Below are 23940 nucleotides of genomic sequence, written 5' to 3'. Positions count from 1 at the left end.
TGACGTCGGCTGTCAGGTATTCGCGCCATGCTCGGTCGCATGACGAAATCGTTGCAGGGGAAGGTGGCGCTCGTTGCCGGCGGGACGCGCGGCGCCGGACGGGGCATCGCGGTCGAGCTGGGGGCGGCGGGCGCGACGGTCTACGTGACGGGACGCAGCACGCGCGCCCGGCGGTCGGAGATGGACCGGCCCGAGACCATCGAGGAGACCGCCGAGCTGGTGACGGCGGCCGGGGGCACGGGAATCGCCGTGGCCGTCGACCATCTGGAGAGCGCGCAGGTCCGGGCGCTGGTGGAGCGCATCGACGCCGAGCGGGGACGGCTGGACGTCCTCGTCAACGACATCTGGGGCGGCGAGCTGATGTTCAGCTGGGACGCCAAGCTCTGGGAGCACGACCTCGACAAGGGGCTGCGCATCCTGCGGCTCGCCGTCGACACCCACATCATCACCAGCCACCACGCGCTCCCGCTGCTGCTGCGCAACCCCGGCGGGCTGGTGGTCGAGATGACCGACGGCACCGCGCAGTACAACGCCGACAACTACCGGGTCTCGTTCTTCTACGACCTGGCCAAGACGTCCGTGCTGCGGATGGCGTACGCGCAGGCGCAGGAGCTCGGGCCGCTCGGCGCGACGGCCGTCGCGCTCACGCCGGGCTGGATGCGCTCGGAGATCATGCTGGAGACCTTCGGCGTCACCGAGGAGACCTGGCGCGACGCGCTGGCGAAGGAGCCGCACTTCGCGATCTCTGAGACGCCGCGCTTCACGGGACGGGCCGTCGCCGCCCTCGCCGCCGATCCGGACAAGGAGCGGTGGAACGGGCGGTCCCTGTCCAGCGGGGGGCTCGCGCAGGAGTACGGCTTCACCGACCTGGACGGCAGCCGTCCCGACGCGTGGCGCTACATCACCGAGGTGCAGGACGCCGGGAAGCCCGCCGACACGACCGGTTACCGCTGAGACGCAACTGATTTGTGTGTTCCCAGGGTGAGCGTCCCGTGACGAGGAGTAGCGTCCCGTCCATGACGGATCCGTTCCCGCTCTCGTCCGGCGGCGCGCCCCGCGACGTCGGCGACCTCACGATCGACGAACTCCGGGAGCGCACCGGCTGGCCCCCGAGCGTCTTCGACATGGTGCCGCGCGAGGACGTCGTGTCCTTCCTGCGGCGCGTGGAGGGCTCGGCGCCGCTGAACGAGGAGATCGGCGCGGCGCTGGAGTCCGCCGGAATGGACCGGCACGACACCGCGGGCGAGGGGTCCGGCGGATTCCACGTCGCGACCTGGCTGCGCGACGACGGCGTGGTCGTCTCGTGGGCGCTGCGGGGCCGGATGAACAGCGACGGCGACGCGTTCGAGAGCGCGGTCCACGCCGTCATGCACCCGGCCCTGGCCCGGATCCTGACCGCGGCGGGGTTCGACGCGCGGATCATCCCCGAGGACGAGGACGACGCCGGGTTCGTCCTGGTCACCGGCCGCGCGTGACCCCGGCGCGGTAGGCGGTCGGGGTCTCGCCCGTCCAGCGGCGGACGGCCCGGGTGAACGCCGCCGGGGTCGCGAAGCCGAGGCGCGCGGCGATCGCGGTGACGGGCAGCGTCGTCGCGGCGAGCAGGGCCAGCGCCCGGTCGCGGCGGAACGCGTCGGCGAGCGCCGCGTAGGACAGGCCCTCGGCGCGCAGCCGGAGCTGGAGCGTGCGGGGGCTGACCGCGAGCGCCCGCGCGACGTCCGGCAGGCGCGGCGGCGCGCCGTCCGACAGCCGCCGCATGACCGGCTCGATCGTCGCCGACCAGGGCGCCCGCGCCGCCGCGAGCCGCTGCTCGGCGTACGGTTCGAGCATCGCGAGGACGACCGGGTCCGCCTGCCGGATCCGCGCCGCGAGCGCGCCGGGGCCGAGGTCGCAGGCGTCGCGCGGCTGCCCGAACGCGACCGTCCCGAAGGCGGCGCGATGCGCGGCGGGATCGGCGGGCTCGGAACGCCGCAGCCGGACGCGGTCCGGACGCGCCGCGCCCCCCGTGAGCCGCGCGAGCACATGGCACATCACGCCGAAACAGGCGTCGACGGTGTCGGGATCGGCCGCGCCGCCGTCGGGGGACCGGAGCGTGAGCGTCGCGCCCGCCCCGGCGCGCTCGACCACCAGCTCGTTGCGGCCGAGCAGCGGGTGGTAGCGCTGGAGGACGGCGAGCAGCGCGCCGACGTCCGGGCTGTTGGCGAGGATCGGCGGGACGAGCCCGCCCAGCATCGCCGTCTCCGCCCACGCGGCGAACGCCAGCCCCGGCCGCGCGATCCCGGCGGCCCGCAGCGCCCGCCACAGCGGCGCCAGCCAGTCGGCGGCGCCGGCGCTGTCGGCGACGACGCCGTGCGCGTCCGCGAAGGCCCGGAGCTGCAGCTCGACGGGCGGTGCGGACGAAGGCAAAGGCGTTGCGTGCAAGGGGAAGCCCGCCCTCCCGACCCGCCGCGACCGTGGCGGCATGGAACTGCGAACACCGGCCCGGCCGGTCCTGACCTACGGTACCTATCCGTTCCTCGCCGCCCTCACCGGCGCCGTCGCGTGGGCCACGCTCACCCGCCGGGTGCCGCTCACGACGGACGCGGCGGTGGGGCTGCTCGCGCTGACGACCGTCGCCGTCGCCTTCGCGGTGGAGCGGGCGAACCCGCTGCTCGACCGCTGGCGGATGACGAAGGACAGCCTCGTCGGCCGCGATCTCCCGTTCATCGGGCTCTCGTTCGTCACCGAGCAGATCGCCGCGCTCGGCGTCGCGCTGGCGGCCGTCCGCCTGGTGCCGGACGGCGGGTTCGGCCCGGTCGCGGCGCTGCCGGTCGTCGCGCAGGCGGCCGTGGTGCTGCTCGCGCTCGACCTGCTCTGGTACGGCTACCACCGCGCGGCGCACACGCTGCCGCGCCTGTGGCGGGCGCACGGGGTGCACCACTCGCCGTCGCAGGTGTACGTGCTGATGCACCTGGTGTTCCACCCGATCGACCTGCTGGCGTCCCGGTTCCTGATGGCGCTGGTCGTCTTCCGGCTGAGCGGCGCGACGCCGGGGGCGGCGTTCCTGGCCGTGCTCGTCCTCAACCTCCAGCAGACGATCAGCCACGTGAACTCCGACATCCGCACCGGCCCGCTCAACTACCTGCTGGTCGGCGCGGAGACGCACCGCTGGCACCACGGCGCGGGCGAACGGGTCAACTACGGCTCGGTCGTCGCGGTGTGGGACCTCGTCTTCCGCACGTTCGTCCACACCCCGCGCCGCGTGCCGGACGCGCTCGGCCTGGACGACCCGGCGTCCTTCCCCGATCCGCGCGGCTTCCGCGCCGCGCTGGCCTGGCCGTTCCGCCGGGCCGTGGGTCAGCAGGTCGCTCAGTAGATGAGCGCCTGCGTCCCCTCGGCCAGGATCTCCTCGACGAACGTGGGGGCGCCCGCGATCCGGACGCCGTCGATGACGTCGTCGGCGCCGATGCCGCGCCGCGCCGCGCACTGCGTGCAGAGCGTCACCCGGCCGCCCGCGAGGACGGCCGCCAGCAGGTCGGGCAGCGGCGCGGCGTGCGGCAGTTCGAGGTCGGCGGCGCGGCCGGGCAGCGCGAACCAGGCGGACTCGCCGGTCAGCCACAGCGACACCGGCACGCCGCTCGCGACCGCCGCCGCCGCGACGGTGAACGCCTGGTTGCACCGCTCGGCGCCGTCCGCGCCCGCGGTCACCTTGATCACCAGAGACTTGGCCATGCCGGGCACTCTAGACCCGCCCGGTGCGCGCGCCCGGCGGGCGGTAGGGTCGGCGCGTGGGCATGGCGAACGCGATCATCCTCGTGCTGGCGTGCGGGCTCGTCGCGGCGGTGCTGACGCTGCTGGTCGTCCGGCTGAACCGGCTGCGCTAGCCGGACGTGCTAGCCGGACGCGGCGCCTTCGGGGTCCCGCTACGCTCGGACGCCATGGAGCCCGATCTTCATCCCGATCTGAAGCCGCTGGAATTCCTGCTCGGCACCTGGAAGGGCGCCGGGGTCGGCGACTACCCGACCATCGAGGAGTTCCGGTTCGGCCAGGAGGTCACGTTCGGCCACAACGGCAAGCCGTTCCTGATCTACGAGAGCAGGACGTGGCTCATCGAGGAGGACGGTTCGCTCGGCCGTCCGCTCGGCCGCGAGACCGGCTACTGGCGGCCCCGGCCGAACAACGAGGTCGAGGTGACGCTGGCGCACCCGACGGGGATCGTGGAGATCTACGTCGGGAACGTCGCGTTCCACCGCATCGAGCTGCAGACCGACGTCGTCGCGCGCACCGCCTCGGCGAAGGAGGTCACGGCCGGGACCCGGATGTACGGGCTCCTGCCGGAGAAGGACGGCGCGCGCGATCTCGGCTGGGTGTACGAGATGGCGGCGATGGGTCAGCCGCTCCAGGTGCACCTGTCGGCGCAGCTCAAGCGCGCCGGGTGAAGGTCATGTGCGTGACGCCCGCCGGGGACGTCACGGACTCGACATCGAAGCGCTCCTCCATGCCTTCGAGCCCGTCCCACAGCCGCACGCCCCGGCCGAGGATGATCGGCGAGATCACGACGTGCAGGTGGTCGATGAGGTCGGCCGCGAGGTAGGCGCGGACGGTGCTCGGCCCGCCGCCGATCCGCACGTCCAGCCCGCCGGCGGCCTCGCGCGCCTGCTTCAGGACGTCCTCGATCGGCGCGTCGACGAAGTGGAACGTCGTTCCGCCTTCCATCTCGACGGACGGCCGCGGGTGGTGCGTGAGGACGAACACGGGCGTGTGGAACGGCGGGTTGTCGCCCCACCAGCCGTTCCAGTCGTGGTTCTCCCAGGGGCCGCGCTGCGGGCCGAACTTGTTGCGGCCCATGATCTCCGCGCCGATGCCCGGCCCGAACTGGCTGGCGAACGTCTCGTCCACGCCGTGGCTGCCGTCGGACTTGCCCTGCATCGCGCGGAACGTCCGGGTGCCGAGGAACCACGTCATGAGCCGTCCGCCGGCGTGGCCGAACGGGGACTCCAGGGTCTGGCCCTCGCCGGTGGCGAAGCCGTCGAGCGAGACGCCGAAGTTGTGGACGCGTACACGGGACATGTCATCCTCCCTAGGTGATTGCGTTTCGCAATCGCTAAGAGGAGCGTAGACTAGGTGCTTGCGAGATGCAACCACTTGGAGGCGAGCATGGAACCGCGGTCGGGATGCGCGATCAACGCGGCGGTCGAGGCGCTGGGCGACCGGTGGAGCCTGATCGTGCTGCGCGACGTGATCTTCGGGAACCGGCGGCACTTCCGCGAACTGCTCACCCTGAACGACGAAGGGATCGCGTCCAACATCCTGAGCAGCCGACTGAAGGCGCTGGTGGCGGGCGGCCTGCTCACCCACGAGGACGCCGGGCGCGGACGGCGCGGAACCTACAGCCTCACCGAGGCGGGCATCGAGACGGTGCCGGTCATGGCGGCGCTCGGCACCTGGGGCCTCGCGCACCGGCCGACGTCCCACGAACTGGGCGTCCGGGCGAAGCTGCTGGAAGAGGGCGGGCCGGAGCTGTGGAACGACCTGATGGACGAGCTGCGCGAACTGCACCTCGGGGTACCGCGCCCGGACCCGGGCCGTCCGCGCGCGTCGGACCTGCTGCGCGCCGCCTACGAGCGGGCGGTCGCGGAAAAGGAAGAAGCCCCCGAACCTTCCCCGCGGGTGCGGGGGCGATGAGAGGACTGGCTCATCTGGTTCGGAGGCCCGGTGCCTGCCTGGAATTCGCCGGTCGCGTCCACGACCGGTGCCCGTGCCCCGACAGGCGGCTAGCTCGCCTGCAAGAGCGGTGGGTCCGAGGCGTGACGGCGACTAGCGGACAGCCACCTCGCAAGCCCTACTGTCACTCATACCTAGGACCACCTCCTTTCCTGCGTGGCTGCACGTTATGCGACCCGTGCGAGACGAGGCAAGCGTGTTTTCGGCGACATACACTCGGCGCATGGTGGACACGTGGCAGGAGGAGCTGCGGGCCAAGGGATACCGGATCACGCCCCAGCGGCAGCTCGTCCTGGAGGCCGTCGCGGCCCTTGAGCACGCGACCCCCGAGGAGATCTGCGCGCAGGTGCGGCGCACCGCGCAGGGCGTGAACATCTCCACCGTCTACCGGACGCTGGAGCTGCTGGAGGAACTCGGGCTCGTCAAGCACGCGCACCTCGGGCACGGCCCGCCGAACTACCACCTGGCGACCGAGGCCGAGCACATCCACCTCGTCTGCCGGGGCTGCGGACGGGCCGAGGACGCCGACCCGTCCGCCGCGTCCGGGCTGGCGGCGGAACTCGCCGAGCGGTTCGGATTCGTCACCGACGTGCATCACCTCACGGTCTACGGCGAGTGCCGCGACTGCCGGGAGTGAGCGCATAGTCTGGTGACCATGAGGAGTCCGCTGCTCGATCTGCACGGGGCCGTCGCCGCCGACGCGCCCGACCAGGACGTCGCCGCGCACTACGGCAAACCGGCGCAGGAACAGCGGGCGCTCGAAACCGGCGGCGCCTTCGTGGACCGGAGCAATCGCGGGGTCGTCCGCGTGTCCGGGCCGGACCGGCTGTCGTGGCTGCACAGCCTGCTCAGCCAGCGCCTCGACGCGCTCGCCCCGCACGAGCCGACGCAGGCGCTGCTGCTGGACGCCAACGGGCGCATCGAGCACCACCTGCACCTCGTGGACGACGGGGAGTCCGTCCTCGCGCACGTCGAGCCGGGTACCGCGCCCGCCCTCGTCGCCTTCCTGGACCGGATGCGGTTCATGCTCCGCGTCGAGGTCGCCGACGTCACCGCCGAGTACGCCGCCGTGACCGGTCCCGCGACGTTCGCGGGCGTCGCGTTCCCGGACGTCGCCGGGCTCACCACGACGCTGGTCCCGCGCGCCGCGCTCGGCGCGACCGACCTGCGCCCGGCGGGCCTGTGGGCGTACGAGGCGCTGCGCATCGAGGCGCACGTCCCCCGGTTCGGGCGCGACACCGACGAGCGCGCGATCCCGCACGAGATGGGCTGGATCGAGACGGCCGTCCACCTGCACAAGGGCTGCTACCGGGGCCAGGAGACGGTCGCGCGCGTGGAGAACCTCGGCCGTCCGCCGCGCCGCCTGACGTTCCTGCACCTGGACGGCAGCGTCGACCGGCTGCCCGCCCACGGCGACCCGGTCGAGGTCCCCGGCGGCCGGACGGTCGGGTTCGTCGGCTCGGCCGCGCGGCACCGCGAACTCGGCCCGATCGCGCTCGCGCTGGTCAAGCGGAACGTCCCGGTGGACGCCGAACTGCTGGCCGGGGGCGTCGCCGCCGCGCAGGCGGTCGTCGTCCCGCCGGACACCGGCGCCAACGCCGAGATCGCGCTGCGCCGGCAGCCCGCGCGCCGGGCGTAAACCGCCCCGAGTCCGGGCAGATCCCGGGGCACAGCGCGCCCCGGGAGAGGAAGGCACGGTCGTGGACCCCGACAACGAGCCGGCCGTCGGCCGCGCCCGGCCCGGCCGCCGTCGCCGGCGGCGGCGCGAGCCCGTCGCGGTGTGGTGGACGGTCTTCGCGGCCCTCGCGGTCGCGGCCGTCTGGACGGCGTCCTGGCGGCTCGCGCTGTTCGGCGTGCTGCTGTGGTGCGGGTACGAGTTCCTGTTCGTCCCGGCGGTGTGCCGGGTGATGACGCGGCAGGGGTTCTCGTGCCGCGAGCCCGTCCGGGGGCGGTTGTTCGCGTGCCGGGGCGAGCACCAGAAGCTGAAGAACGAGGCGCTGTGGCGGCTGGCGGGGCGCCGTCCGGCCGCGCCGGGCCCCTGGGTGGTGCGGGCGCGGCTCGCGCAGGCCGACCTGATCGCGCTGGTGTCCGCGGCGGCGGGCACGGTGGTGATCCTCGCCGGTACGGTCTACGGGCTCGTCCACTGACCCGTACGATGACGCTCCGTAAACGTCTCGATGAGGAGAGTCATGGGTAACCGGACCGACTATCTGTACCTGCACTCCGCGCCGGACCTCGGCGGCGACGAGCTGCTGGTGCCCGAGCAGGACGGGTGCGTGCCGCTGTCCGCGCCGTTCGTCACCGCGTCGGCCGTCAACCGCTCGCACACGCGCGACGTGCACCTCTTCACCGACGAGGCGTGCGCGGGCGCCCCCGCCGTCGTCGTGCCGCGCAAGACGAGGCTGGACGCGTTCGGCCCGGTCGCCGTCGCGGCGCTGCGCTTCGCCTGACGGGTGGCGCGGCGGCCCCCGGCCGCGAGACAGTCGAGGGCGAGACCGGGAGGCGATGATGCGGCGCGACGAACACGGACTGGAACTGCGGGGGACGGACGAGGCCGTCCGCCACTACGACCGGGCGCTCCACGAGCTGCTGCACTTCCGCGCGGCGGTGGACGCCGAGGCGAAGGCCGCGCTGGCGGCGGACCCGGGGTTCGTGCTCGGGCACGTCCTCGCGGCCTACCTGTCGGTGCTCACGACCGACGCGGCCGAGACGCGCGCGGGCCGCGACCGCTACGCCGCGTTCCGCGCGGAGCTGGACGTCTCCGGCCTGCTGCCGCGCGAGCGCGCCCACGTCGCGGCCGTCGAGGCGCTGCTCGGCGGCGACCTGCGGGCGTGCGGCGCGCTGCTCGCCCGGATCACCGAGGAGCATCCGCGCGACGTCCTCGCGCTCATCGCCGGGCACCAGATCGACTACCTGACCGGCGACGCCCGCGCGCTGCGCGACCGCGTCGGCGGCGCCCTGTCGGCCTGGCACGACGACGACCGGCACCGCGGCCACCTGCTCGGCATGTTCGCGTTCGGGCTGGAGGAGGCCGGGCACTACGACCGGTCCGAGGACGTGGGGCTGCGCGCGGTCGAGCTGAACCCGAAGGACGTGTGGGCGATCCACGCCGTCGCCCACACCTACGAGATGCAGGGCCGGTTCCGCACCGGGCTCGGGTATCTGGACGCGCGGCTCGGCGACTGGTCCACCGGGACGTTCTTCAACGTCCACACCTGGTGGCACTACGCCCTGTACGCGCTGGAGGCGGGCGATACGGCGCGGGCGCTGGAGATCTACGACGCCGTCCTGCACGGCCCGGACGCCGCCGGGATGCCGATGGACCTGCTCGACGCGTCCGCGCTGCTGTGGCGGCTCCTGCTGGAGGGCGACGACCGGACCGAGCGGTGGACCGCGCTCGCCGACGCGTGGGAACCGCTCACGACCGAGCCGTGCTCGGCGTTCAACGACATGCACGCGGTGATGGCGTTCGTCGGCGCGGGACGGTTCGCGGCGGCGGACGCGCTCGTGGCGAACCGCGTCGCGTATCTCGAACACGACCTGGGCGCCACGAACCAGGAGATGACGGCGCGCGTCGGGCTGCCGGTGTGCCGCGCGCTCATCGCCTACGGACGTGGCGACCACGAACGGGCCGTCGATCTACTGTGGCCGGTCCGGCACCGCCTCCACGAGTTCGGCGGCAGCCACGCGCAGCGCGACGTCGTCCTGAAGACGCTGCTGGAGGCCGCGCTGCGCGGCGGACGGCTCGGGCACGCGCGGGTGCTGACGAGCGAGCGGATCAACGTCCGGCCGTGCAGCCCGTTCAACTGGCTCAAGCACGCCGCCGTCGCCGACGGGCTCGGCGAGCGGGGCGCCGCCGCGCTGGCCCGCGCCCGCGCCGCCGACCTGCGGGGGGCGGTCGGAACCGGCTGAGACGCGGCTGCCTATATTGGCGCCATGGGCGTGAATCCGGTTCTGGTCGAGGTCGAGCGGTCCGGGTTCGTGGAGTCGCGGCACCGGGGGAGCGCGGTCGGGCTCGGCGCGGACGGCGGCGTCGCCGCGTCCGCCGGGGATCCGGACCAGCCCGTCTTCCCGCGCTCGGCGAACAAGCCGATGCAGGCCGTCGCGATGCTGCGGTCCGGGCTGGACCTGGACGGCGAGCTGCTGGCCCTCGCCGCCGGAAGCCACTCGGGCGAGGACTTCCACGTCGCGGGCGTCGAGCGGATCCTCGCGGGCGCCGGGCTGGGCGCCGACGATCTCCAGTGCCCCGCGTCGTGGCCGCTGGACCCGGCGGTGGAGCGGCAGGTCGTCCGGGACGGCGGGACGCGGTCCGCGCTGCGCATGAACTGCTCCGGCAAGCACGCCGGGATGCTCGCCGCGTGCGTCGCGGCGGGCTGGCCCACCGCGACCTACCTGGAGCCCGGCCACCCGCTCCAGCTCGCGGTGCGCGCGGCCGTCGCCGAGCTGACGGGCGAGAAGCCCGCCGCGACCGGCGTGGACGGCTGCGGCGCGCCGCTGTTCGCGGTGTCGGTGACGGGCGTCGCGCGGGCGTTCCGGCGGCTCGTCCTCGCCGCGCCGGGGACGCCCGAGCGCCGCGTCGCCGACGCGATGCGCGCCCATCCGCAGTGGACGTCCGGCACGCGCCGCGAGGAGAACACGCTGATGCGGGCCGTCCCCGGGCTGCTCGTGAAGTGCGGCGCCGAGGGCGTGGACGCGTTCGCGTGCGCCGACGGCCGGGCGGGCGCCGTCAAGATCGACGACGGCGCCATGCGCGCCCGGACGCCGGTGACGGTCGCGCTGCTGCGCGCCCTCGGCGTCGCCGGTCCGGACGACCTCGCGGAACTAGCCGCGCCGCTGCTTCACGGCGGTGCCGTACCGGTGGGAGCGATCCGGGTCGCTGCGGGCCTGTTCCTCGGGTGAGACCGGGATCTGGTCCGGCGCGTAGCTGTGCGAGAACATCCCGTGCGATGACTTCTGGAAGCCGCCCTTGACGGGTCCGCGCTCGGGCGCGGGCTCGTGGCCGGGCGAGACGTGACGGGTCCGGACCGCGCCGAGCGCCGTCAGGGCCAGCCAGCCGGCCAGGGCCAGGAACATGACGACCGGCCCGATCCAGAAGAGGGAGTTGAGCCCGAGGCGCCAGCCCTGGGCGTGCTGCGCGGCCATGAGTGCTGCGTTCATCGGTTCTACCTCCCTGCCTAGAACTCTGCCTTCTGCCGTAACCGGAGCGGACGGGCCCAAACGCGGTCGTCCGATTGACAGCGCATTGAGTCATAACCCTATAGTGCTACGACCCTAGATAAATAGAGGTGACCATGACCGCTGTGCTGCGGGCCGAAGGGCTCGGCAAGAGGTACGGGAAACGCTGGGCGCTGGCCGACTGCACGCTGGACGTCCCGTCCGGGCACGTCGTCGGGCTGGTCGGCCCGAACGGCGCCGGGAAGACGACGCTGCTCAGCCTGGCGAGCGGGCAGGCCGTCCCGAGCGCGGGGCGCGTCACCGTGCTCGGCGGCGGGCCGGGACGGCTGGCGCGCGTCGGGTTCGTCGCCCAGGACACCCCGACCTACGCCGGGCTGACCGTCGCCGAGCACCTGCGGCTCGGCGCCCGCCTCAACCCGCGCTGGGACGACGCGTTCGCCCGCGAGCGCGTCGCGCGCGTCGGCCTGGACCCCGCGCGGCGGGCCGGACGGCTGTCGGGCGGCCAGCGCGCGCAGCTCGCGCTGACGCTCGGTCTCGCCAAGCGGCCCGAGCTGCTGTTCCTGGACGAGCCCGTCGCCGCCCTCGACCCGCTCGCGCGGCGCGGGTTCGTCCAGGGCCTGATGGAGGCCGCCGCCGAGCAGGGGATCAGCGTGGTGCTGTCGTCCCATCTGGTGTCGGACGTGGAGCGGGCGTGCGACTACCTGGTCGTCCTCGTGGCGTCGCGGGTCCGGCTCGCGGGGGAGACCGACGCGCTGCTCGCCGCGCACCGCCGCCTCACCGGGCCGCCGGGCGCGCCGCCGCCCGGCTGGCATGTCGTCGCGGCCGTCCACGCCGAGCGGCAGAGCAGCTACATCGCCCGCGCCGACGACCCCGCGCCGGACCCGGCCTGGACGGTCGCCGAGGTCGGGCTGGAAGATCTCGTCCTCGCCTACATGTCGGAGGACCGATGATCTGGCTGACCTGGCGGCAGTTCCGGGCGTCCGCCGCGACGGCCGCCGCGCTGCTGGCCGCGCTCGCCGCCGTCCTCGCGCTCACCGGGCCCGGCATGGCGGACGACTACGCCGCGGGTGTCGCCGCGTGCAAACGCCGTCCGGGCGGATGCGGCAACTTCTACCAGGACTTCTACCACGCGCACATGGCGGCGTTCTTCGGCGTCACGGTCGTCGTGCTGCTGCTGCCCGCGCTGCTCGGCCTGTTCTGGGGCGCGCCGCTCATCACCCGCGAGCTGGAGACCGGCACGCACCGGCTCGTCTGGAACCAGAGCGTCACGCGGACGCGGTGGCTGACCGTCAAGCTCGTCCTCGTCGGGCTCGGCGCGACGGCCGCCGCCGGGATCGGCAGCCTCGCCGTCACGTGGTGGGCCGGGCCGGTGGACGGGAGCGCGGCGCGCAACATCCCGAGCTTCCCCCGGATGGGGCCGCTGCTGTTCGACGCGCGCGGGCTCGTCCCGGTCGCGTACGCGGCGTTCGCGTTCCTGCTCGGCGTCGCGGCCGGGACGGTCGTCCGCCGCACGCTGCCCGCGATGGCCGTCACGCTCGCGGTCTTCGTCGTCGTCCAGCTGGCGCTGCCGCTGCTGGTGCGCCCGCACTACGCCGCGCCGGTGCGGGCGTCGAGGACGATCAGCGAGGCGAATCTGGACGACTTCTTCGTCGGGCGGAACGGCGAGCCCGTCCAGCTCACCGTGCAGGCCCAGGCGCCCGGCGACCCGGACGCGTGGGTGCTGGAGAGCCGGCTCGTGGACGCGGCGGGGAAGCCCACCGGCGGGACGATCAACGTCTCCACGACGTCCGGGCCGTGCGCGCCGGAGCAGAACGCGCCGCCCGGCGGCAGCCGGTCCGCGCAGCCCCCGGAGGGGCGGTCGCCCATCGCCGCCTGCCTCGCCGAGATCAACCGGCTCGGCTACCGGCAGCGGCTCGTGTACCAGCCGTCTAGCCGCTACTGGGCGTTCCAGTGGGCCGAGACGGGGATCTTCGCGGTGCTGGCCGCCGGGCTCGCCGGGTTCTGCTTCTGGACGGTCCGCCGCCGACTGTCCTGACCCCTCACCCGGTCACCTTCGCGAGGAACTCGTCCAGGTTCGCGGTGGTGCGGGCGATCTGCTCCTCCAATGTCAGCGTCTCCTGGAGCCGGCCGCCCGCGCCCACGGTCTTCTTGCGGCGCACGTAGAGCGAGCAGGCCAGATCGGAGCAGAAGTAGGACCCGACCGAATCGCCCCCCTGGCCGCGCTGACCGGCCCGGCGGGCGGTCATCAGCGCGACGCCGCCGCCCGAGTGCGTGGTCAGGCACAGCGAGCACATGCTGCGTCGCAGATGCCCGGCGTGCGGGGACGCCAGCCGCAGCGCGACCCCCGTGAACCCGTCGCCGTTCTCGGCGACGAGGTAGGCGCGCTGCGGGGCGGCGGGGTCGCGCCAGCCGAGGAAGTCCAGGTCGTCCCACGGGCGTTCGGCCAGGTCGCGGGGGACGGCCAGCCGCTTGGCCTCGCCGCGCGTGCAGTTGACGAAGGACGTGCGGATGTCGCGCTCGGTGACGGGTCTCATGCCGTGCAGCGTAGGTCGCCTAAATGTATTAGGCAAACAATTAAAGTGTTTCGGCAGCGCGGGCGGCGGCCTCGACCAGCTCGTTCACCGCCGCCAGGCCGAGCGGGACGCCGAACGTCCGGAACTTCACCAGCGGCACCCCGCGCTGGAGCGCGAGCATCATCGGGGACGTCCGCTCCCCGGCGAGGTCGGGCGCGTCGGTGGCCAGCCGCGCCCGCAGCAGCGGGCCGCCGATCGGGTGGTCCAGCCATTCGCCGAGCGTGGACATGCCGGTGAGCGTCGGCAGATGGCCGTCGCCCGGGGTCGTCAGCTCGGCGGTCAGCCGGATGTCGCGGGACGACGCGCCGATCTCGACCGTGAAGCGGCCCGCCGAGACGGCCCAGGCGCCGCGGCCGGTGGACCACCACGCGAGGTCGCGGCCGGTGAGCGCGAACGTCACGCGCTGCGCCTCGCCCGGCGCGAGGAACACCTTGCGGAAGCCGCGCAGCTCATGGCGCGGACGGCTCGGAACGTCCTCCGCGAACGCCGTGTAGAGCTGGACGACCTCGGCGGCGGCGCGCTCGCCGGTGTTGGCGACGGTCAGCTCGACCGTCCAGGCGTTCTGCCCCGTCTCCGTCACCGCGAGGTCCGAATACTCGAACGTCGTGTACGTCAGACCGTGGCCGAACGGATAGGCGACCTCGGTGTCCAGCGTGTCGTGGTGCCGGTAGCCGACATAGCGGCCCTCGCCGTAGACGACGTGCCCGTCCGCGCCCGGAAAGTGCAGGTAGGACGGCACGTCGGCGAGCCGGAGCGGGATCGTCTCGGCGAGCCGCCCGGACGGGCTGTGCGCGCCGAACAGCAGGTCCGCGACGGCCGCGCCGCCCGCCTGGCCGAGCAGCCAGCCCTCCAGGACGGCCGCCGCCGCGTCCCGCCACTCCGCGACCGACACCACGCCCCCGTTGGCCAGCACCGCGATGACACGCGGGCAGACCTCCGCAACCGCACGGAGAAGGGCGATCTGGTCGGCGGGCAGGTCCAGGGTCGTCCGGTCGAAGCCCTCGGACTCGGCCTCCTCGGGCAGGCCGAGGAACAGCAGCGTCACGTCGGCGACCTCGGCGGCGGCGACCGCCTCGGCGCGCAGCCCCGCGTCCGGGACGCCGTCCAGCCGGTACCCGGCGGCGAAGTCCAGCGTGGCGGCGGTCCCGGCGGCCTGAAGCGCGGTCCACGCGTCGTCCAGCCGGGTCGGGACGACGTGGGAGCTGCCGTGGCCCTGGTAGCGCGGCGTCCGGGCCAGCTCGCCGACCACGGCCACCCGCTGGGACGCGCCGGGATCCAGCGGCAGCACGCCGTCGTTCTTCAGCAGCACGGCCGCGCCCCGCGCCGCCTCGCGGGCCAGCTCGTGGTGCGCGTCGACGTCCCAGCCGTCGAAGCGCTCGCGCCGGTCGACGCGGCGGACGAGCGCGCGCATCCGGTCGGCGGCGCGGGTGACGTCGGCCTCGTCCAGCCGGCCCGCGCGGACGGCGGCCACGATCTCGTCGTCCGTCCGGGACGGCGGCATCTCCAGGTCCAGCCCCGCGCGCAGCGCCTCCACACGGTCGTTGACCGCGCCCCAGTCGGACACGACGAGCCCGTCGAAGCCCCATTCACCGCGCAGCAGCTCGGTGAGCAGCCACCGGTTCTGGCTCGCGTAGACGCCGTTGATCTTGTTGTAGGAGCACATCACCGCGTACGGCCGCGCCTCGGTGACGATCTTCTCGAACGCGGGGAGGTAGATCTCGCGGAGCGTCCGCTCGTCCACGTCGGCGCTGACCCGCATCCGGTCGTGCTCCTGGTTGTTGACCGCGAAGTGCTTCACGCAGGCGCCGACCCCGAGCGACTGGATCCCGTCCACCAGGGCCGCGCCGAGCACGCCGGTGAGGTGCGGGTCCTCGGAGAAGTACTCGAAGTTGCGCCCGCACAGCGGCGACCGCTTGATGTTGACGCCCGGCCCGAGCACGACGTCCGCGCCGAGCGCCGCCGCCTCCCGCGCGAGCGCCGCGCCGACCCGCCGCACGAGCCCCGCGTCGAACGACGCGCCGAGCGCGACGGCGGGCGGGAAGCACGTCGCCGGAACGCTGTGCGTGAGCCCGAGCGCGTCGCCGTCGCGCCGCTCCTGCCGCCGGATCCCGTGCGGCCCGTCGGTGAAGGTGACGGCCCGGACGCCCTCCACCGCCGTGCTGTCCCACGTCGAACTCCCGGACGTGAGCGACGCCTTCTGCTCCAGGCTCAATTCGGACATGCGGCACCTCCGGGGACGTTCCTATCAGTCCCAGGGGGCGTTGTCCTCGCGGGCGAGCGAGCGGCGGGGCTCGGCGGGCTCCTCGGGCAGACCCTCGCGCCGCTCCCAGGCCGGGCCGCCGCGTCCCATGCCGCCGGTGATCGGCCCGCGGTGCGGGACCGTCCACGACGAGGCTTCGGGATAGCGCTTCTTCAGCCCGGCGAGCATCAGCAGGGCGAGCCAGAGGGCCAGCGCCAGGACGACCACGATCGGTCCCGCGACGGCGTACCAGGTCGGCCCGATCGGCGCGGCGGCGATCGGTTCGGTGGCGATCGGTGCGGTCATGCCCGACCCCTACCCCGCCGTCGCGGTCACAGCCCCCGCGACTGGGAGATGGACCCGGACGTCGCCAGCGTGAACACGCGCATCGACTCGGCGAAGTTCGTCAGGTCCCACTCCGCCGGACCTTCGTACCAGTACAGGTTGTCGGCGCGCTCGGCCTGCTCGCCCGCGTCCTTGACCGTCTCGGCCCAGCGCGGGACGACCCCGAACACCACCGCGTACGGCAGGAACCGCGAGAACAGCGCGATCCGCTGCCGGGGCGCGTCGGCCGCGCTCGCGGGGATCTCGCCGCGCTCCAGGAACGCGCGGAAGCCGATCATGTGGGCGAGGACGGTCGAGCCCTGCGCGGTCTTGGCGGGCATGTACTGGCCGCCGTACGCCATCGCCGCGCCCGCGATGATCACCGCGAGCCCGGCCAGCGCGAAGTCGGTGGTGAAGGCCAGCGCGGTCGTCCCGGCGATCCCGAGGACGGTCAGGACGAGCCCCGCGACCGTCCACCGCGACCGCGTCGTGTCCGGACGGCGCGCGAACCAGCCCTGCTCCACGACGTCCGCGTACATCGCCGACCGCACCCGCGCGAGCTGCGTCGCGAACGCGCCGCCCAGCTCCGACAGCTTCACGCTCTCGCGCGGCGTGCCGTCGGGGGCGGTGAACAGCGCGTCGCGCAGGATGCGCTCGTAGGTCAGCAGCTCGTCGTCGGGCCGGTCGAGGCGCCGCAGCGCCCAGTCGGTGCGGCCGGTGACGGCCCGGTCCTCTTCTTCGATGAGCAGGTAGCCGCGCACGGCGAGGTCCACGATCGTGGCGGTGACGTCGATGACGTCGGCCTGCTCGTCGATCAGCGTGCCGATCTGGCCGGGGCGGACGCCGTCCGGCGGCTCGAAGCCCTCGCCCGCGACCGGCGCCTGGTCGCCCTCGGCGGCCTTCTTGCCGACGACCCGGACGTCCCGGCCGCGCAGCAGGTACAGCACGAGGAACCCGCCCGCGAGCAGCACCAGCAGCCCGAGCAGCGCGCCCGCCGTGACCGCGTTGACGGAGAACGCCGTCGCCGCCGTGTGCCGCCGCTCGTAGATCGCCTTCCCGCCGGTCGTGCCGGGCGGCAGGCCCGCGACGACCGTCAGGTGCTCGCCGGGCAGCATCGTCTGCTGGTCGTACACGCCCTGGGTGTGCGTGTGGTTCGTGTAGTACTGCGTGCAGCCGATGACGCTCTCGATCGGCCCGGCGAAGCAGTTGACGTTGCGGATCATGGCGTCGGCGTCCACGGTGACGCGCGCCTCGTCCAGCCGCACCGGCCAGCCGCCGACGGCGGGCCAGCGCAGCTCCTCCAGCCCGCCCGCCGGCGCGACGATCCCGCTCACGTCGTACTGAAGTGTGACGGTGTGCGCGCCGGTCAGCTTCCGGCTGTTCCTGATCTTGACGACGGTGCTGTCGCCGTGGCGGGACCGTCCGGCGAAGCTGAACCCGTCCGCCGCGCCGACGGTGACGTTCGTGATCCGGTACACGCGGTCCTGCGTGACGCTGTGGTGCTGCCGGGTGACGAACCGGCGCTCCAGCCGGTCATTCCCGGTGAACCAGTAGGTGATCGTCTCGCGGACCTTCGCGGTGCCGTGCGCGCCGACCGTCAGGGCCACCTCGTCCTTGACGACGCGCTGCTCGCCCGACGCGGTCGCGACGGCGGCGGACGCGGAGACGGCGGGGGAGACCGTGAGAACGCCCGCAAGGACGGCGACGAGCGTCTTCCGCAAGCGACCCGGGGTCGCGATACCGGACATGGCAGCGAATCGTAGCGGGAAGGCGTGCGATGATTTCGCGCTATGGCAGGCCATCGTCCACCGCAGCCGCCCTACCTCCTGCCGGAGCGTCCGGGCGGCCAGGTCCGGACGTACGCGCACGTGCCGCGCCGCCGTCCGCCGCGCCGCTCGGCGGGCGGGACGATCGCCGGGCTCGTGGGCGGGCTGGCGGCGGTGCTCGTCCTCGGCGCGCTGGGGTTCGCGGGCTACGGCGCGCTGACGCGGGCGTCGTCGGCGGGGGTCGCGGCGGGCGCGCCCGTGCCGCGCCGGGTCGCCACGGGGAACACGCTGTACGCCTCGGGGCGGCTGGTGCCCGTCCGGTGCGCGCTGCCCCGGCTGACGGACGAGGGCCCGTCGATGCGCCGCTTCATGGAGACGCTGAGCGACTGCCTGGACGCGTCCTGGACCGGCCAGTTCCGCCGGAGCGGGATGAAGTACGCCGTCCCGCGCCGCGTGTTCTGGGACCAGCCCGGCCGCAGCCCGTGCGGTTCGTATCCGAGCCCCGGGTCGTCGGCGTTCTACTGCCCGGCCAACAACACGATGTACGTGGGGCTGCGGCACATTGTGGAGACGTCCGGCGGGGAGCCGCTGGAGCACTACGCGGTGTTCGCGCGGGTGATCGCGCACGAGTACGGGCATCACGTCCAGGACAGCGCGGGGATCCTCGCCTACGGGCAGCAGGAGATGGAGAAGGGCGACGACCTCGCCCGCACCGAGGCCAGCCGCCGGATCGAGCTGCAGGCGCAGTGCCTGGCCGGGGCGTGGCTCGGCGCCGAGCGGGGGACGCTGCCGATGACGCGGCTCCAGTACGAGGCGATGGTGAACGACGTCCGGCACCGGGGCGACGACGGCCAGCCGGCCGACCGGCGCGACCACGGGTCCGGACGGCACTACGCGGGCTGGCTGGTCCGCGGCTACCGGGGCGACGGCCCGGCGGTCTGCAACACGTGGACGGCGCCCGCCGACGAGGTTTCCTGACCCGTTTGTGACGGTTTTCACCGCCGGGTGCTAGCTGGAGTGCTTGCAATAGCAAGCACCATGACGCAGGGTGGGGACATGGCAAGTTCCAAGGTCGGCTCGATCGGGGAGTACATCCGGGAGCAGCGCACGCGGGCGAAGATCTCGCTGCGCCAGCTCGCGGACGTCTCGGGGATCTCCAACCCGTACCTGAGCCAGATCGAGCGCGGCCTGCGCAAGCCGAGCGCGGAGATCCTCGCGCAGATCGCCAAGGGTCTGCGCATCTCCGCCGAGGCGCTGTACGTGCAGGCCGGGATCCTCGAGGACCGCGCGGCCGACACGGACGTGCAGGCCTCGATCCGGGCCGACCTGCTGCTCTCCGAGCGGCAGAAGCAGGTGCTGCTGGACATCTACGACTCGTTCCGCCGCGAGAACGAGGCGGACGGATCCGATGTCGGCGCGCCGGACGATCCGAGAGAGGACGAGGTCGAATGACCCTCGCAAGCACCCTCCGAGAGAACAAGGCCGTCTACACCGTCGCGGGCGCGGGCGACCTGGCCGTCGAGAAGATCCGCGAGGTGCCGGGCGCGGTCGGCAAGTACCGCGTCGAGGCCCGCAAGAACGTCGAGAAGTACCGCGGGAGCGTCCGCGAGGCGGTCGAGAAGTACCGCGCCGAGGCCGCGAAGAACGTGGAGAAGTACCGCGCCGAGGTTCGCAAGAACGTCGACAGGTACCGCGAGGAGGCGTCCGGGAACGTCTCCAAGCTCCAGGAGCGGGTGGAGGTCAAGGAACTCCCGAACACCGCCGCCACCTACGTCTCGGGGCTGGGCAACCGGACGGTCTCGTTCATCGACGAGCTGGCCGAGCGCGGCAAGAAGGTCGTCCACCGGACGGCCGCCGAGGTCACGGTGACGGCCGAGGCCGTCGCCGAGGTCGCGGCCGAGGACGCCGGGCAGCCGGCCGCCGCCGAGAAGGCCGCGACGACGCGCAAGACGGCGAAGTCGCAGACGCGCTCCGCCGCGAGCAAGCCCAAGTCGTGACGCGCGACACGCCGGGCGGGGGCGTTCCAGGCCTCCGTCCGGCGTGCGGCGGCGGGGAACAACGGGACGGGTCCGGTCGTCTTCTCCACAGCGGCCCCGTGATCTCGCGGGACGGCACCCGCGCCGCGTAGGGTCGTGGCGGAAGCGATGGACCGGCGGCGTTCGCGCCGCCCGAGACCAGGCAGGAGCGTTGATCGCCGGTGACCGGCTTCGGCGTACTGGACTACTTCTTCTGGCTGCTCCTGATCATCGCGTTCGTGACGGAGGGGTTCGCCCTCGTGGACTCGCTGCTCGTCCCGTCGAACGCCTATCTCGCCGCGGGCAAGCAGAACAAGAAGCTGTGGACGATCCTGCTGGCCGTGGCCACGGTGATCGGGCTGGCGCTGGTCGTGCTGCCGACCCAGGGCGCGTCCCCGATCGCGCTGCTGCTCGGCATCCTGCCCGTCGCGGCGTTCATCGCGGCGGCGGTCTACCTCGCCGACGTCCGTCCGGCCGTGAAGCCGTACAAGGGCAACAAGGGCGGCGGACGCAGCGGCATGGGCCCCTACGGCCCCTGGTGACGCGCGGTCACGCGAGGTGGACCAGGCGCGGCTTCGGGTGCATCAGGAAGTCGTGGTGGGAGATGTTCCAGGCGTAGGCGCCCGCCATCGTGAAGGCGACGACGTCGCCGACGCCCAGCGAACCCGCGTCCGCCCGGCGGGCGAAGACGTCCTTGGGCGTGCAGAGCTGGCCGACCAGCGTGACGGGCTCGGTCGTGCGCGGCTCGGCCGCGGTGCGGCGCAGGACGGTGAACGGCTGGTCGTGGTTCTTCGTCACCGGCGTGCGCAGGTGCATCGTGCCGCCGCGCAGGACGGCGTACCACGCGTCGTGGGCGCGCTTCACGTCCAGCACGTCGGTGACGTACCAGCCGCAGTAGACGGTCAGCGCGCGGCCCGGCTCGATGCGCAGCGTCTCGCCGGGCCGGGCCAGTTTCCGCAGGCCCGCCGCGTATCCCGCCCAGTCGAAGCGGCGTGACGGGTCGGCGTAGTCGACGGCCATGCCGCCGCCCAGATTGATCTCGGGGTCCGGGACGCCGGTCAGCCACGGGCGCGCCCAGGCCAGGACGGCGGCGGACTGGTCGAGCAGCGCCGGGGCGTCCAGGCCGGACGCCAGATGCGCATGGATCCCGCGCAGCCGCAGATGGGGCGCGGCGGCCAGGAGCGGGCGGCATTCCTCGATCGCCGCCGGGTCCATGCCGAACGGGCCGGACATCGCGAGCGCGGCTTTCGATCGGTCGACCGAGAGATTCACGCGCAGCAGGACGTCCAACGGGCGCCCGAGGGCCGCCAGGCGGCGCAGCTCGTGCGGGCTCTCCACATGGACGCGGTGGACGCCGCGCTCCAGGGCCGCGCGAAGCTCGGCATCGGTCTTGCCGGGGCCGCCGAACGCCAGCCGCACGTCCGGCAGGACGGCCCGGACGTGCTCCAGCTCGCCGCCGGACGCGACCTCGACGCCGTCCACCAGCGGCGCCAGCGTCCGCAGGATCGGCGCCTCGGGGTTGGCCTTGGCGGCGTAGTACAGCTCCGCCGCGCCGTCCAGCGCGGCGCGGACCGCCGCCACGTGGATGCGCAGGCCCGCCAGGTCGTAGACGAAGGCGGGCAGGCCGTTCGCGGCCTCCGCCAGCACGCGCTCGCCGAACAACGGTGTCCTTTCCCGGGGAGGCCCTCAGGCTACGACCGCGTATTAAAGAGCCGGCGGGGGCGCCGGTGGTGGCTATGACACCGGCGCCCCCGCCGCAATGCGAGGCGCGTCCCCCGAAAGGTTGCCGACCGTGTGAGGGACGGCCCCGCAGGTCAATGCGCGTCCGCCTCCGTGGACCGCTGGAACAGGACGAACAGCCAGATCATCGACGGAACCAGCACCAGCGCGCCGATGCCGAGGGCGAAGAACACGAACTGGAGCACGGTGTCCTGCGCGGCGGCGGCGTCCAGGTCCAGCCCGGCCCGCTCGACCGCCCCCCACAGCACCGACACGACGGCCAGCGCCCCCGTCGCCCGCACCGCGAGCAGCCGGTGCCGCGCCACGAGCACGAGCGACACCAGCCCCGCGACCGCCGACACGATGATCAGCGGCGACCGGACGTCGATCAGCGCGGCCCCCGGCAGCGCCAGCACGCCGACGACGATCCCCGACAGCAGCGCATAGCCCCGGAAGCGCAGGGCGGCGTCGGCGTCGGCGAGCCGCCGCGCGTCCCAGATCAGGTAGACCGCCGCGAGGTAGGCGCACAGGGCGGTGGTGAGCGCGCCGCCGTAGAGCCCGGCGGGGCTGAGCCACGTGCCGTCCCCGGTCGTGATCGCGGTGGCGACCGCGCCGAAGCAGAACGGCGTGAGCAGCGACGACACCCCGAACACCACCCCGTAGCGGACGTGGTGGTCCGGGACGGCCTTGGCGAACACGAACGTGCTGCCCCGCGCCACGATCCCGAGCGCCGCGAGCGACAGCGGCACCCAGTGCTCGGTCATGACGGACGCGAAGATCGGCGGGAAGGCCGTCCACGTCATGACCATGACGAAGATCAGCCAGACGTGGTTGGCCTCCCACAGCGGCCCCATCGCGTGCTCGATGACCTCGCGGTCCGTGCGGCGGCGGGCGAACAGATGCCACAGGCCCGCCCCGAAGTCCGCGCCGCCGAACAGGAGGTAGGCGGACAGGCCGAGGACGATCAGGCCGAGCGCGACGTCGGCGTAGCTCATCGGGCGCTCCCCACGGGGACGGGACCGGACTGGGGCGTGCCGGCGTCGGGCCGGCGCCGGATCCGCCGCAGGACGCTGATCGTCGCGGCGGCGAGCACGGCGTACACGGCGAGCACCGCGTAGAGGCCGTAGCGCAGGTTGGAGCTGGGGTTGACGGCCTCGGTCGTCCGCATGACGCCGTAGACGATCCACGGCTGCCGGCCGACCTCGGTGGTCGTCCAGCCCGCCTCCATCGCGAGGATCGCGGCGCCCCCGGCGGTCAGCGCGAGCCGCAGGAACCACGGCTTCCAGGGCAGGTCGACGCGGGTGGCGAGCCGTCCGGCCCGGCCCAGCGCGCGCCGCCGGACGAACCAGGCGAACCCCCACCAGGCGGCCAGCGCCAGCAGGAACATGCCCAGCGTGATCATGATCTCGAAGGACGTCTTGACGACCTCGGCGGGCGGCCGGGCGTCGGCCGGGATCGAGTCCATGCCGCGCAGCGTCGCGTGCGCGTCGAACTTGACCATCAGCGACAGCATGTTCGGGATCTCGATCGTCGCGAACTTGAACGGCACCCCGGCCTGGGTGTGCTCGATTCCCTCCATGGCGGCGAACTTGGCGGGCTGGTGGCTCGCTACGAACCGGGACGCGAAGTCGCCCACGATCACCTGGAGCGGAGCGCAGACGGCGCCGAGCGTGAAGGGGATCGCGAACCCGAGCCGGTGGTAGCGGTCGACGCGTCCGGCCCGCGCGTCCCGCAGCAGCGCCACCGCGTAGACGGACGCGACGAGGAACCCGCAGACCATCAGCGAGGCGAGGATCAGGTGCGTCGCCTCGGTCGGCGTCGCGGGGTTGAGCATGGCCTTCAGCGGGCTGACGTCGGTGACCTGACCGTTGACGAGGTTGAACCCGCGCGGCTGGTTCATCCAGGAGTTGACCGTCACGACGAACGTCGCCGACAGGATGCCCGCCACGACGACCGGGATGCCGGTGAGGAAGTGGGCGCGCGGCGACAGTCGGTCCCAGCCGTACAGGTAGATCCCCATGAAGATCGCCTCGATGAAGAAGGCGATGCCCTCCAGCGCGAACGCGCCGCCGAAGACCTGGCCGTACTTGTCCATGAAGCCGGGCCAGAGCGTCCCCATCTCGAAGGACAGGACCGTTCCCGACACGGCGCCGACCGCGAACAGCACGCCCGCGGCCTTCATCCAGCGCCGCGCCAGCTCGGCGTAGACCCGGTCGCCGGTGCGCAGCGAGCGCCACTCGGCGAGCAGGGTGAGCGCCGGCAGTCCGATCCCGATGGACGCCAGCACGATGTGGAACCCCAAGGTGAACGCCATCTGCTGACGCGCGGCCACGAAGTCGGCCGGTGTCGCGGCGCCCTCGGCGAGGAACTGCACTGTGCTCATGCCACGCAATGTAGTACTACGAGCCGTAGTACTAAAGCCGGTAGTA

General features: G+C 73.4%; 28 protein-coding genes. 17 read left to right on the top strand and 11 right to left on the bottom strand.

Annotated elements, in window-relative coordinates; all coding sequences use genetic code 11:
* Nucleotides 1-39 precede the first annotated feature (39 nt).
* Nucleotides 40-954, top strand: coding sequence for an SDR family oxidoreductase (locus GQ466_RS22105; protein WP_161104926.1), 915 nt, complete (start codon nucleotides 40-42; stop codon nucleotides 952-954).
* A 62-nt stretch (nucleotides 955-1016) separates the two neighbouring features.
* A complete protein-coding gene (locus GQ466_RS22100) occupies nucleotides 1017-1475 on the top strand; it encodes a hypothetical protein (RefSeq protein ID WP_161104925.1) in 459 nt (152 codons plus the stop codon).
* Here GQ466_RS22100 and GQ466_RS22095 read toward each other — a convergent pair.
* The gene (locus GQ466_RS22095) at nucleotides 1459-2403 is read right to left on the bottom strand and encodes a helix-turn-helix transcriptional regulator (protein WP_161104924.1); all 945 of its coding nucleotides are present in this window, start codon (nucleotides 2401-2403) and stop codon (nucleotides 1459-1461) included. The genes GQ466_RS22100 and GQ466_RS22095 overlap by 17 nt on opposite strands.
* 55 nt (nucleotides 2404-2458) lie before the next feature.
* Here GQ466_RS22095 and GQ466_RS22090 point away from each other — a divergent pair, with 55 nt between their 5' ends.
* On the top strand, nucleotides 2459-3352 hold the full coding sequence (locus GQ466_RS22090) for a sterol desaturase family protein (RefSeq protein ID WP_161104923.1): 894 nt from the start codon (nucleotides 2459-2461) through the stop codon (nucleotides 3350-3352).
* On the opposite strand, the gene GQ466_RS22085 is transcribed toward GQ466_RS22090, so the two are convergent.
* Complete coding sequence (locus GQ466_RS22085) at nucleotides 3346-3708, bottom strand: DsrE family protein (protein WP_161104922.1); 363 nt, start codon at nucleotides 3706-3708, stop codon at nucleotides 3346-3348. The genes GQ466_RS22090 and GQ466_RS22085 overlap by 7 nt on opposite strands.
* 206 nt (nucleotides 3709-3914) lie before the next feature.
* On the opposite strand from GQ466_RS22085, the gene GQ466_RS22080 reads away from it, so the two are divergent.
* Nucleotides 3915-4415 (top strand): heme-binding beta-barrel domain-containing protein, encoded by a 501-nt coding sequence (locus tag GQ466_RS22080; RefSeq protein ID WP_161104921.1) that lies wholly within the window; start codon nucleotides 3915-3917, stop codon nucleotides 4413-4415.
* On the opposite strand, the gene GQ466_RS22075 is transcribed toward GQ466_RS22080, so the two are convergent.
* Nucleotides 4399-5046 carry a dihydrofolate reductase family protein gene (locus GQ466_RS22075; RefSeq protein WP_161104920.1) on the bottom strand — a complete coding sequence of 216 codons (648 nt, stop codon included), beginning with the start codon at nucleotides 5044-5046 and terminating at the stop codon, nucleotides 4399-4401. The two genes, GQ466_RS22080 and GQ466_RS22075, sit on opposite strands and share 17 nt — an antisense overlap.
* An 87-nt stretch (nucleotides 5047-5133) precedes the next feature.
* Between GQ466_RS22075 and GQ466_RS22070 the strand changes: the two genes are divergently transcribed.
* The 7 genes from GQ466_RS22070 (at nucleotide 5134) to GQ466_RS22040 (ending at nucleotide 10599) form a co-directional block, all read left to right on the top strand.
* On the top strand, nucleotides 5134-5661 hold the full coding sequence (locus tag GQ466_RS22070; RefSeq protein ID WP_161104919.1) for a winged helix-turn-helix transcriptional regulator: 528 nt from the start codon (nucleotides 5134-5136) through the stop codon (nucleotides 5659-5661).
* Nucleotides 5662-5923: 262 nt separating this feature from the next.
* Nucleotides 5924-6337, top strand: a complete 414-nt coding sequence (locus tag GQ466_RS22065; RefSeq protein WP_161104918.1) for a Fur family transcriptional regulator — start codon at nucleotides 5924-5926, stop codon at nucleotides 6335-6337.
* Between the two features lie 18 nt (nucleotides 6338-6355).
* Nucleotides 6356-7339: a CAF17-like 4Fe-4S cluster assembly/insertion protein YgfZ gene (gene ygfZ / locus GQ466_RS22060; protein ID WP_161104917.1), complete on the top strand. Its 984-nt coding sequence runs from the start codon at nucleotides 6356-6358 to the stop codon at nucleotides 7337-7339.
* A gap of 61 nt (nucleotides 7340-7400) precedes the next feature.
* Entirely contained in the window at nucleotides 7401-7847 is a 447-nt protein-coding gene (locus tag GQ466_RS22055; protein WP_161104916.1) for a hypothetical protein, read from the top strand.
* Between the two features lie 42 nt (nucleotides 7848-7889).
* Nucleotides 7890-8150, top strand: a complete 261-nt coding sequence (locus GQ466_RS22050; protein WP_161104915.1) for a hypothetical protein — start codon at nucleotides 7890-7892, stop codon at nucleotides 8148-8150.
* A 58-nt stretch (nucleotides 8151-8208) separates the two neighbouring features.
* Nucleotides 8209-9612, top strand: a complete 1404-nt coding sequence (locus GQ466_RS22045; RefSeq protein WP_161104914.1) for a tetratricopeptide repeat protein — start codon at nucleotides 8209-8211, stop codon at nucleotides 9610-9612.
* A 24-nt stretch (nucleotides 9613-9636) separates the two neighbouring features.
* Nucleotides 9637-10599, top strand: coding sequence for an asparaginase (locus GQ466_RS22040; protein ID WP_161104913.1), 963 nt, complete (start codon nucleotides 9637-9639; stop codon nucleotides 10597-10599).
* Here GQ466_RS22040 and GQ466_RS22035 read toward each other — a convergent pair.
* Nucleotides 10522-10857: a hypothetical protein gene (locus tag GQ466_RS22035; RefSeq protein ID WP_161104912.1), complete on the bottom strand. Its 336-nt coding sequence runs from the start codon at nucleotides 10855-10857 to the stop codon at nucleotides 10522-10524. The two genes, GQ466_RS22040 and GQ466_RS22035, sit on opposite strands and share 78 nt — an antisense overlap.
* Before the next feature lie 134 nt (nucleotides 10858-10991).
* Between GQ466_RS22035 and GQ466_RS22030 the strand changes: the two genes are divergently transcribed.
* Nucleotides 10992-11825 (top strand): ABC transporter ATP-binding protein, encoded by an 834-nt coding sequence (locus tag GQ466_RS22030; protein WP_161104911.1) that lies wholly within the window; start codon nucleotides 10992-10994, stop codon nucleotides 11823-11825.
* Nucleotides 11822-12910 (top strand): ABC-2 transporter permease, encoded by a 1089-nt coding sequence (locus GQ466_RS22025; RefSeq protein WP_161104910.1) that lies wholly within the window; start codon nucleotides 11822-11824, stop codon nucleotides 12908-12910. The genes GQ466_RS22030 and GQ466_RS22025 overlap by 4 nt, the downstream gene beginning before the upstream one ends.
* Nucleotides 12911-12914: 4 nt before the next feature.
* Here GQ466_RS22025 and GQ466_RS22020 read toward each other — a convergent pair whose 3' ends face one another.
* Genes GQ466_RS22020 through GQ466_RS22005 form a run of 4 tightly spaced genes read right to left on the bottom strand, consistent with a single transcriptional unit; the run spans nucleotide 12915 to nucleotide 17759 of the window.
* Nucleotides 12915-13409 (bottom strand): FBP domain-containing protein, encoded by a 495-nt coding sequence (locus GQ466_RS22020; protein ID WP_161104909.1) that lies wholly within the window; start codon nucleotides 13407-13409, stop codon nucleotides 12915-12917.
* 40 nt (nucleotides 13410-13449) lie between these two features.
* Nucleotides 13450-15669 (bottom strand): glycoside hydrolase family 3 C-terminal domain-containing protein, encoded by a 2220-nt coding sequence (locus GQ466_RS22015; protein WP_161104908.1) that lies wholly within the window; start codon nucleotides 15667-15669, stop codon nucleotides 13450-13452.
* Nucleotides 15670-15693: 24 nt separating this feature from the next.
* Nucleotides 15694-15993, bottom strand: coding sequence for a hypothetical protein (locus GQ466_RS22010; RefSeq protein ID WP_161104907.1), 300 nt, complete (start codon nucleotides 15991-15993; stop codon nucleotides 15694-15696).
* A 26-nt stretch (nucleotides 15994-16019) separates the two neighbouring features.
* Entirely contained in the window at nucleotides 16020-17759 is a 1740-nt protein-coding gene (locus GQ466_RS22005) for a DUF2207 domain-containing protein (RefSeq protein WP_161104906.1), read from the bottom strand.
* A gap of 42 nt (nucleotides 17760-17801) precedes the next feature.
* On the opposite strand from GQ466_RS22005, the gene GQ466_RS22000 reads away from it, so the two are divergent.
* The 4 genes from GQ466_RS22000 (at nucleotide 17802) to GQ466_RS21985 (ending at nucleotide 20334) form a co-directional block, all read left to right on the top strand.
* Nucleotides 17802-18755, top strand: a complete 954-nt coding sequence (locus tag GQ466_RS22000) for a neutral zinc metallopeptidase (RefSeq protein ID WP_202420937.1) — start codon at nucleotides 17802-17804, stop codon at nucleotides 18753-18755.
* A gap of 78 nt (nucleotides 18756-18833) precedes the next feature.
* Nucleotides 18834-19229: a helix-turn-helix domain-containing protein gene (locus tag GQ466_RS21995; protein WP_161104905.1), complete on the top strand. Its 396-nt coding sequence runs from the start codon at nucleotides 18834-18836 to the stop codon at nucleotides 19227-19229.
* Nucleotides 19226-19774, top strand: a complete 549-nt coding sequence (locus GQ466_RS21990) for a hypothetical protein (protein ID WP_161104904.1) — start codon at nucleotides 19226-19228, stop codon at nucleotides 19772-19774. Before GQ466_RS21995 ends, GQ466_RS21990 begins: the two co-directional genes overlap by 4 nt.
* Before the next feature lie 200 nt (nucleotides 19775-19974).
* The gene (locus GQ466_RS21985) at nucleotides 19975-20334 is read left to right on the top strand and encodes a DUF2516 family protein (RefSeq protein WP_161104903.1); all 360 of its coding nucleotides are present in this window, start codon (nucleotides 19975-19977) and stop codon (nucleotides 20332-20334) included.
* A gap of 7 nt (nucleotides 20335-20341) precedes the next feature.
* On the opposite strand, the gene GQ466_RS21980 is transcribed toward GQ466_RS21985, so the two are convergent.
* The 3 genes from GQ466_RS21980 to GQ466_RS21970 all read right to left on the bottom strand — a co-directional run bounded on the left by GQ466_RS21980 (nucleotide 20342) and on the right by GQ466_RS21970 (nucleotide 23894).
* The gene (locus tag GQ466_RS21980) at nucleotides 20342-21454 is read right to left on the bottom strand and encodes a type III PLP-dependent enzyme (protein WP_161104902.1); all 1113 of its coding nucleotides are present in this window, start codon (nucleotides 21452-21454) and stop codon (nucleotides 20342-20344) included.
* Between the two features lie 152 nt (nucleotides 21455-21606).
* A complete protein-coding gene (locus GQ466_RS21975) occupies nucleotides 21607-22506 on the bottom strand; it encodes a cytochrome d ubiquinol oxidase subunit II (RefSeq protein ID WP_161104901.1) in 900 nt (299 codons plus the stop codon).
* The gene (locus GQ466_RS21970; RefSeq protein ID WP_202420936.1) at nucleotides 22503-23894 is read right to left on the bottom strand and encodes a cytochrome ubiquinol oxidase subunit I; all 1392 of its coding nucleotides are present in this window, start codon (nucleotides 23892-23894) and stop codon (nucleotides 22503-22505) included. Before GQ466_RS21970 ends, GQ466_RS21975 begins: the two co-directional genes overlap by 4 nt.
* Between the last annotated feature and the right edge of the window lie 46 nt (nucleotides 23895-23940).

The organism is Actinomadura rayongensis, from assembly GCF_009831215.1.
GTDB lineage: Bacteria > Actinomycetota > Actinomycetes > Streptosporangiales > Streptosporangiaceae > Spirillospora > Spirillospora rayongensis.
Note: the sequence above shows the minus strand (reverse complement) of the source record. Positions and strands in the feature narration are given on the sequence as shown.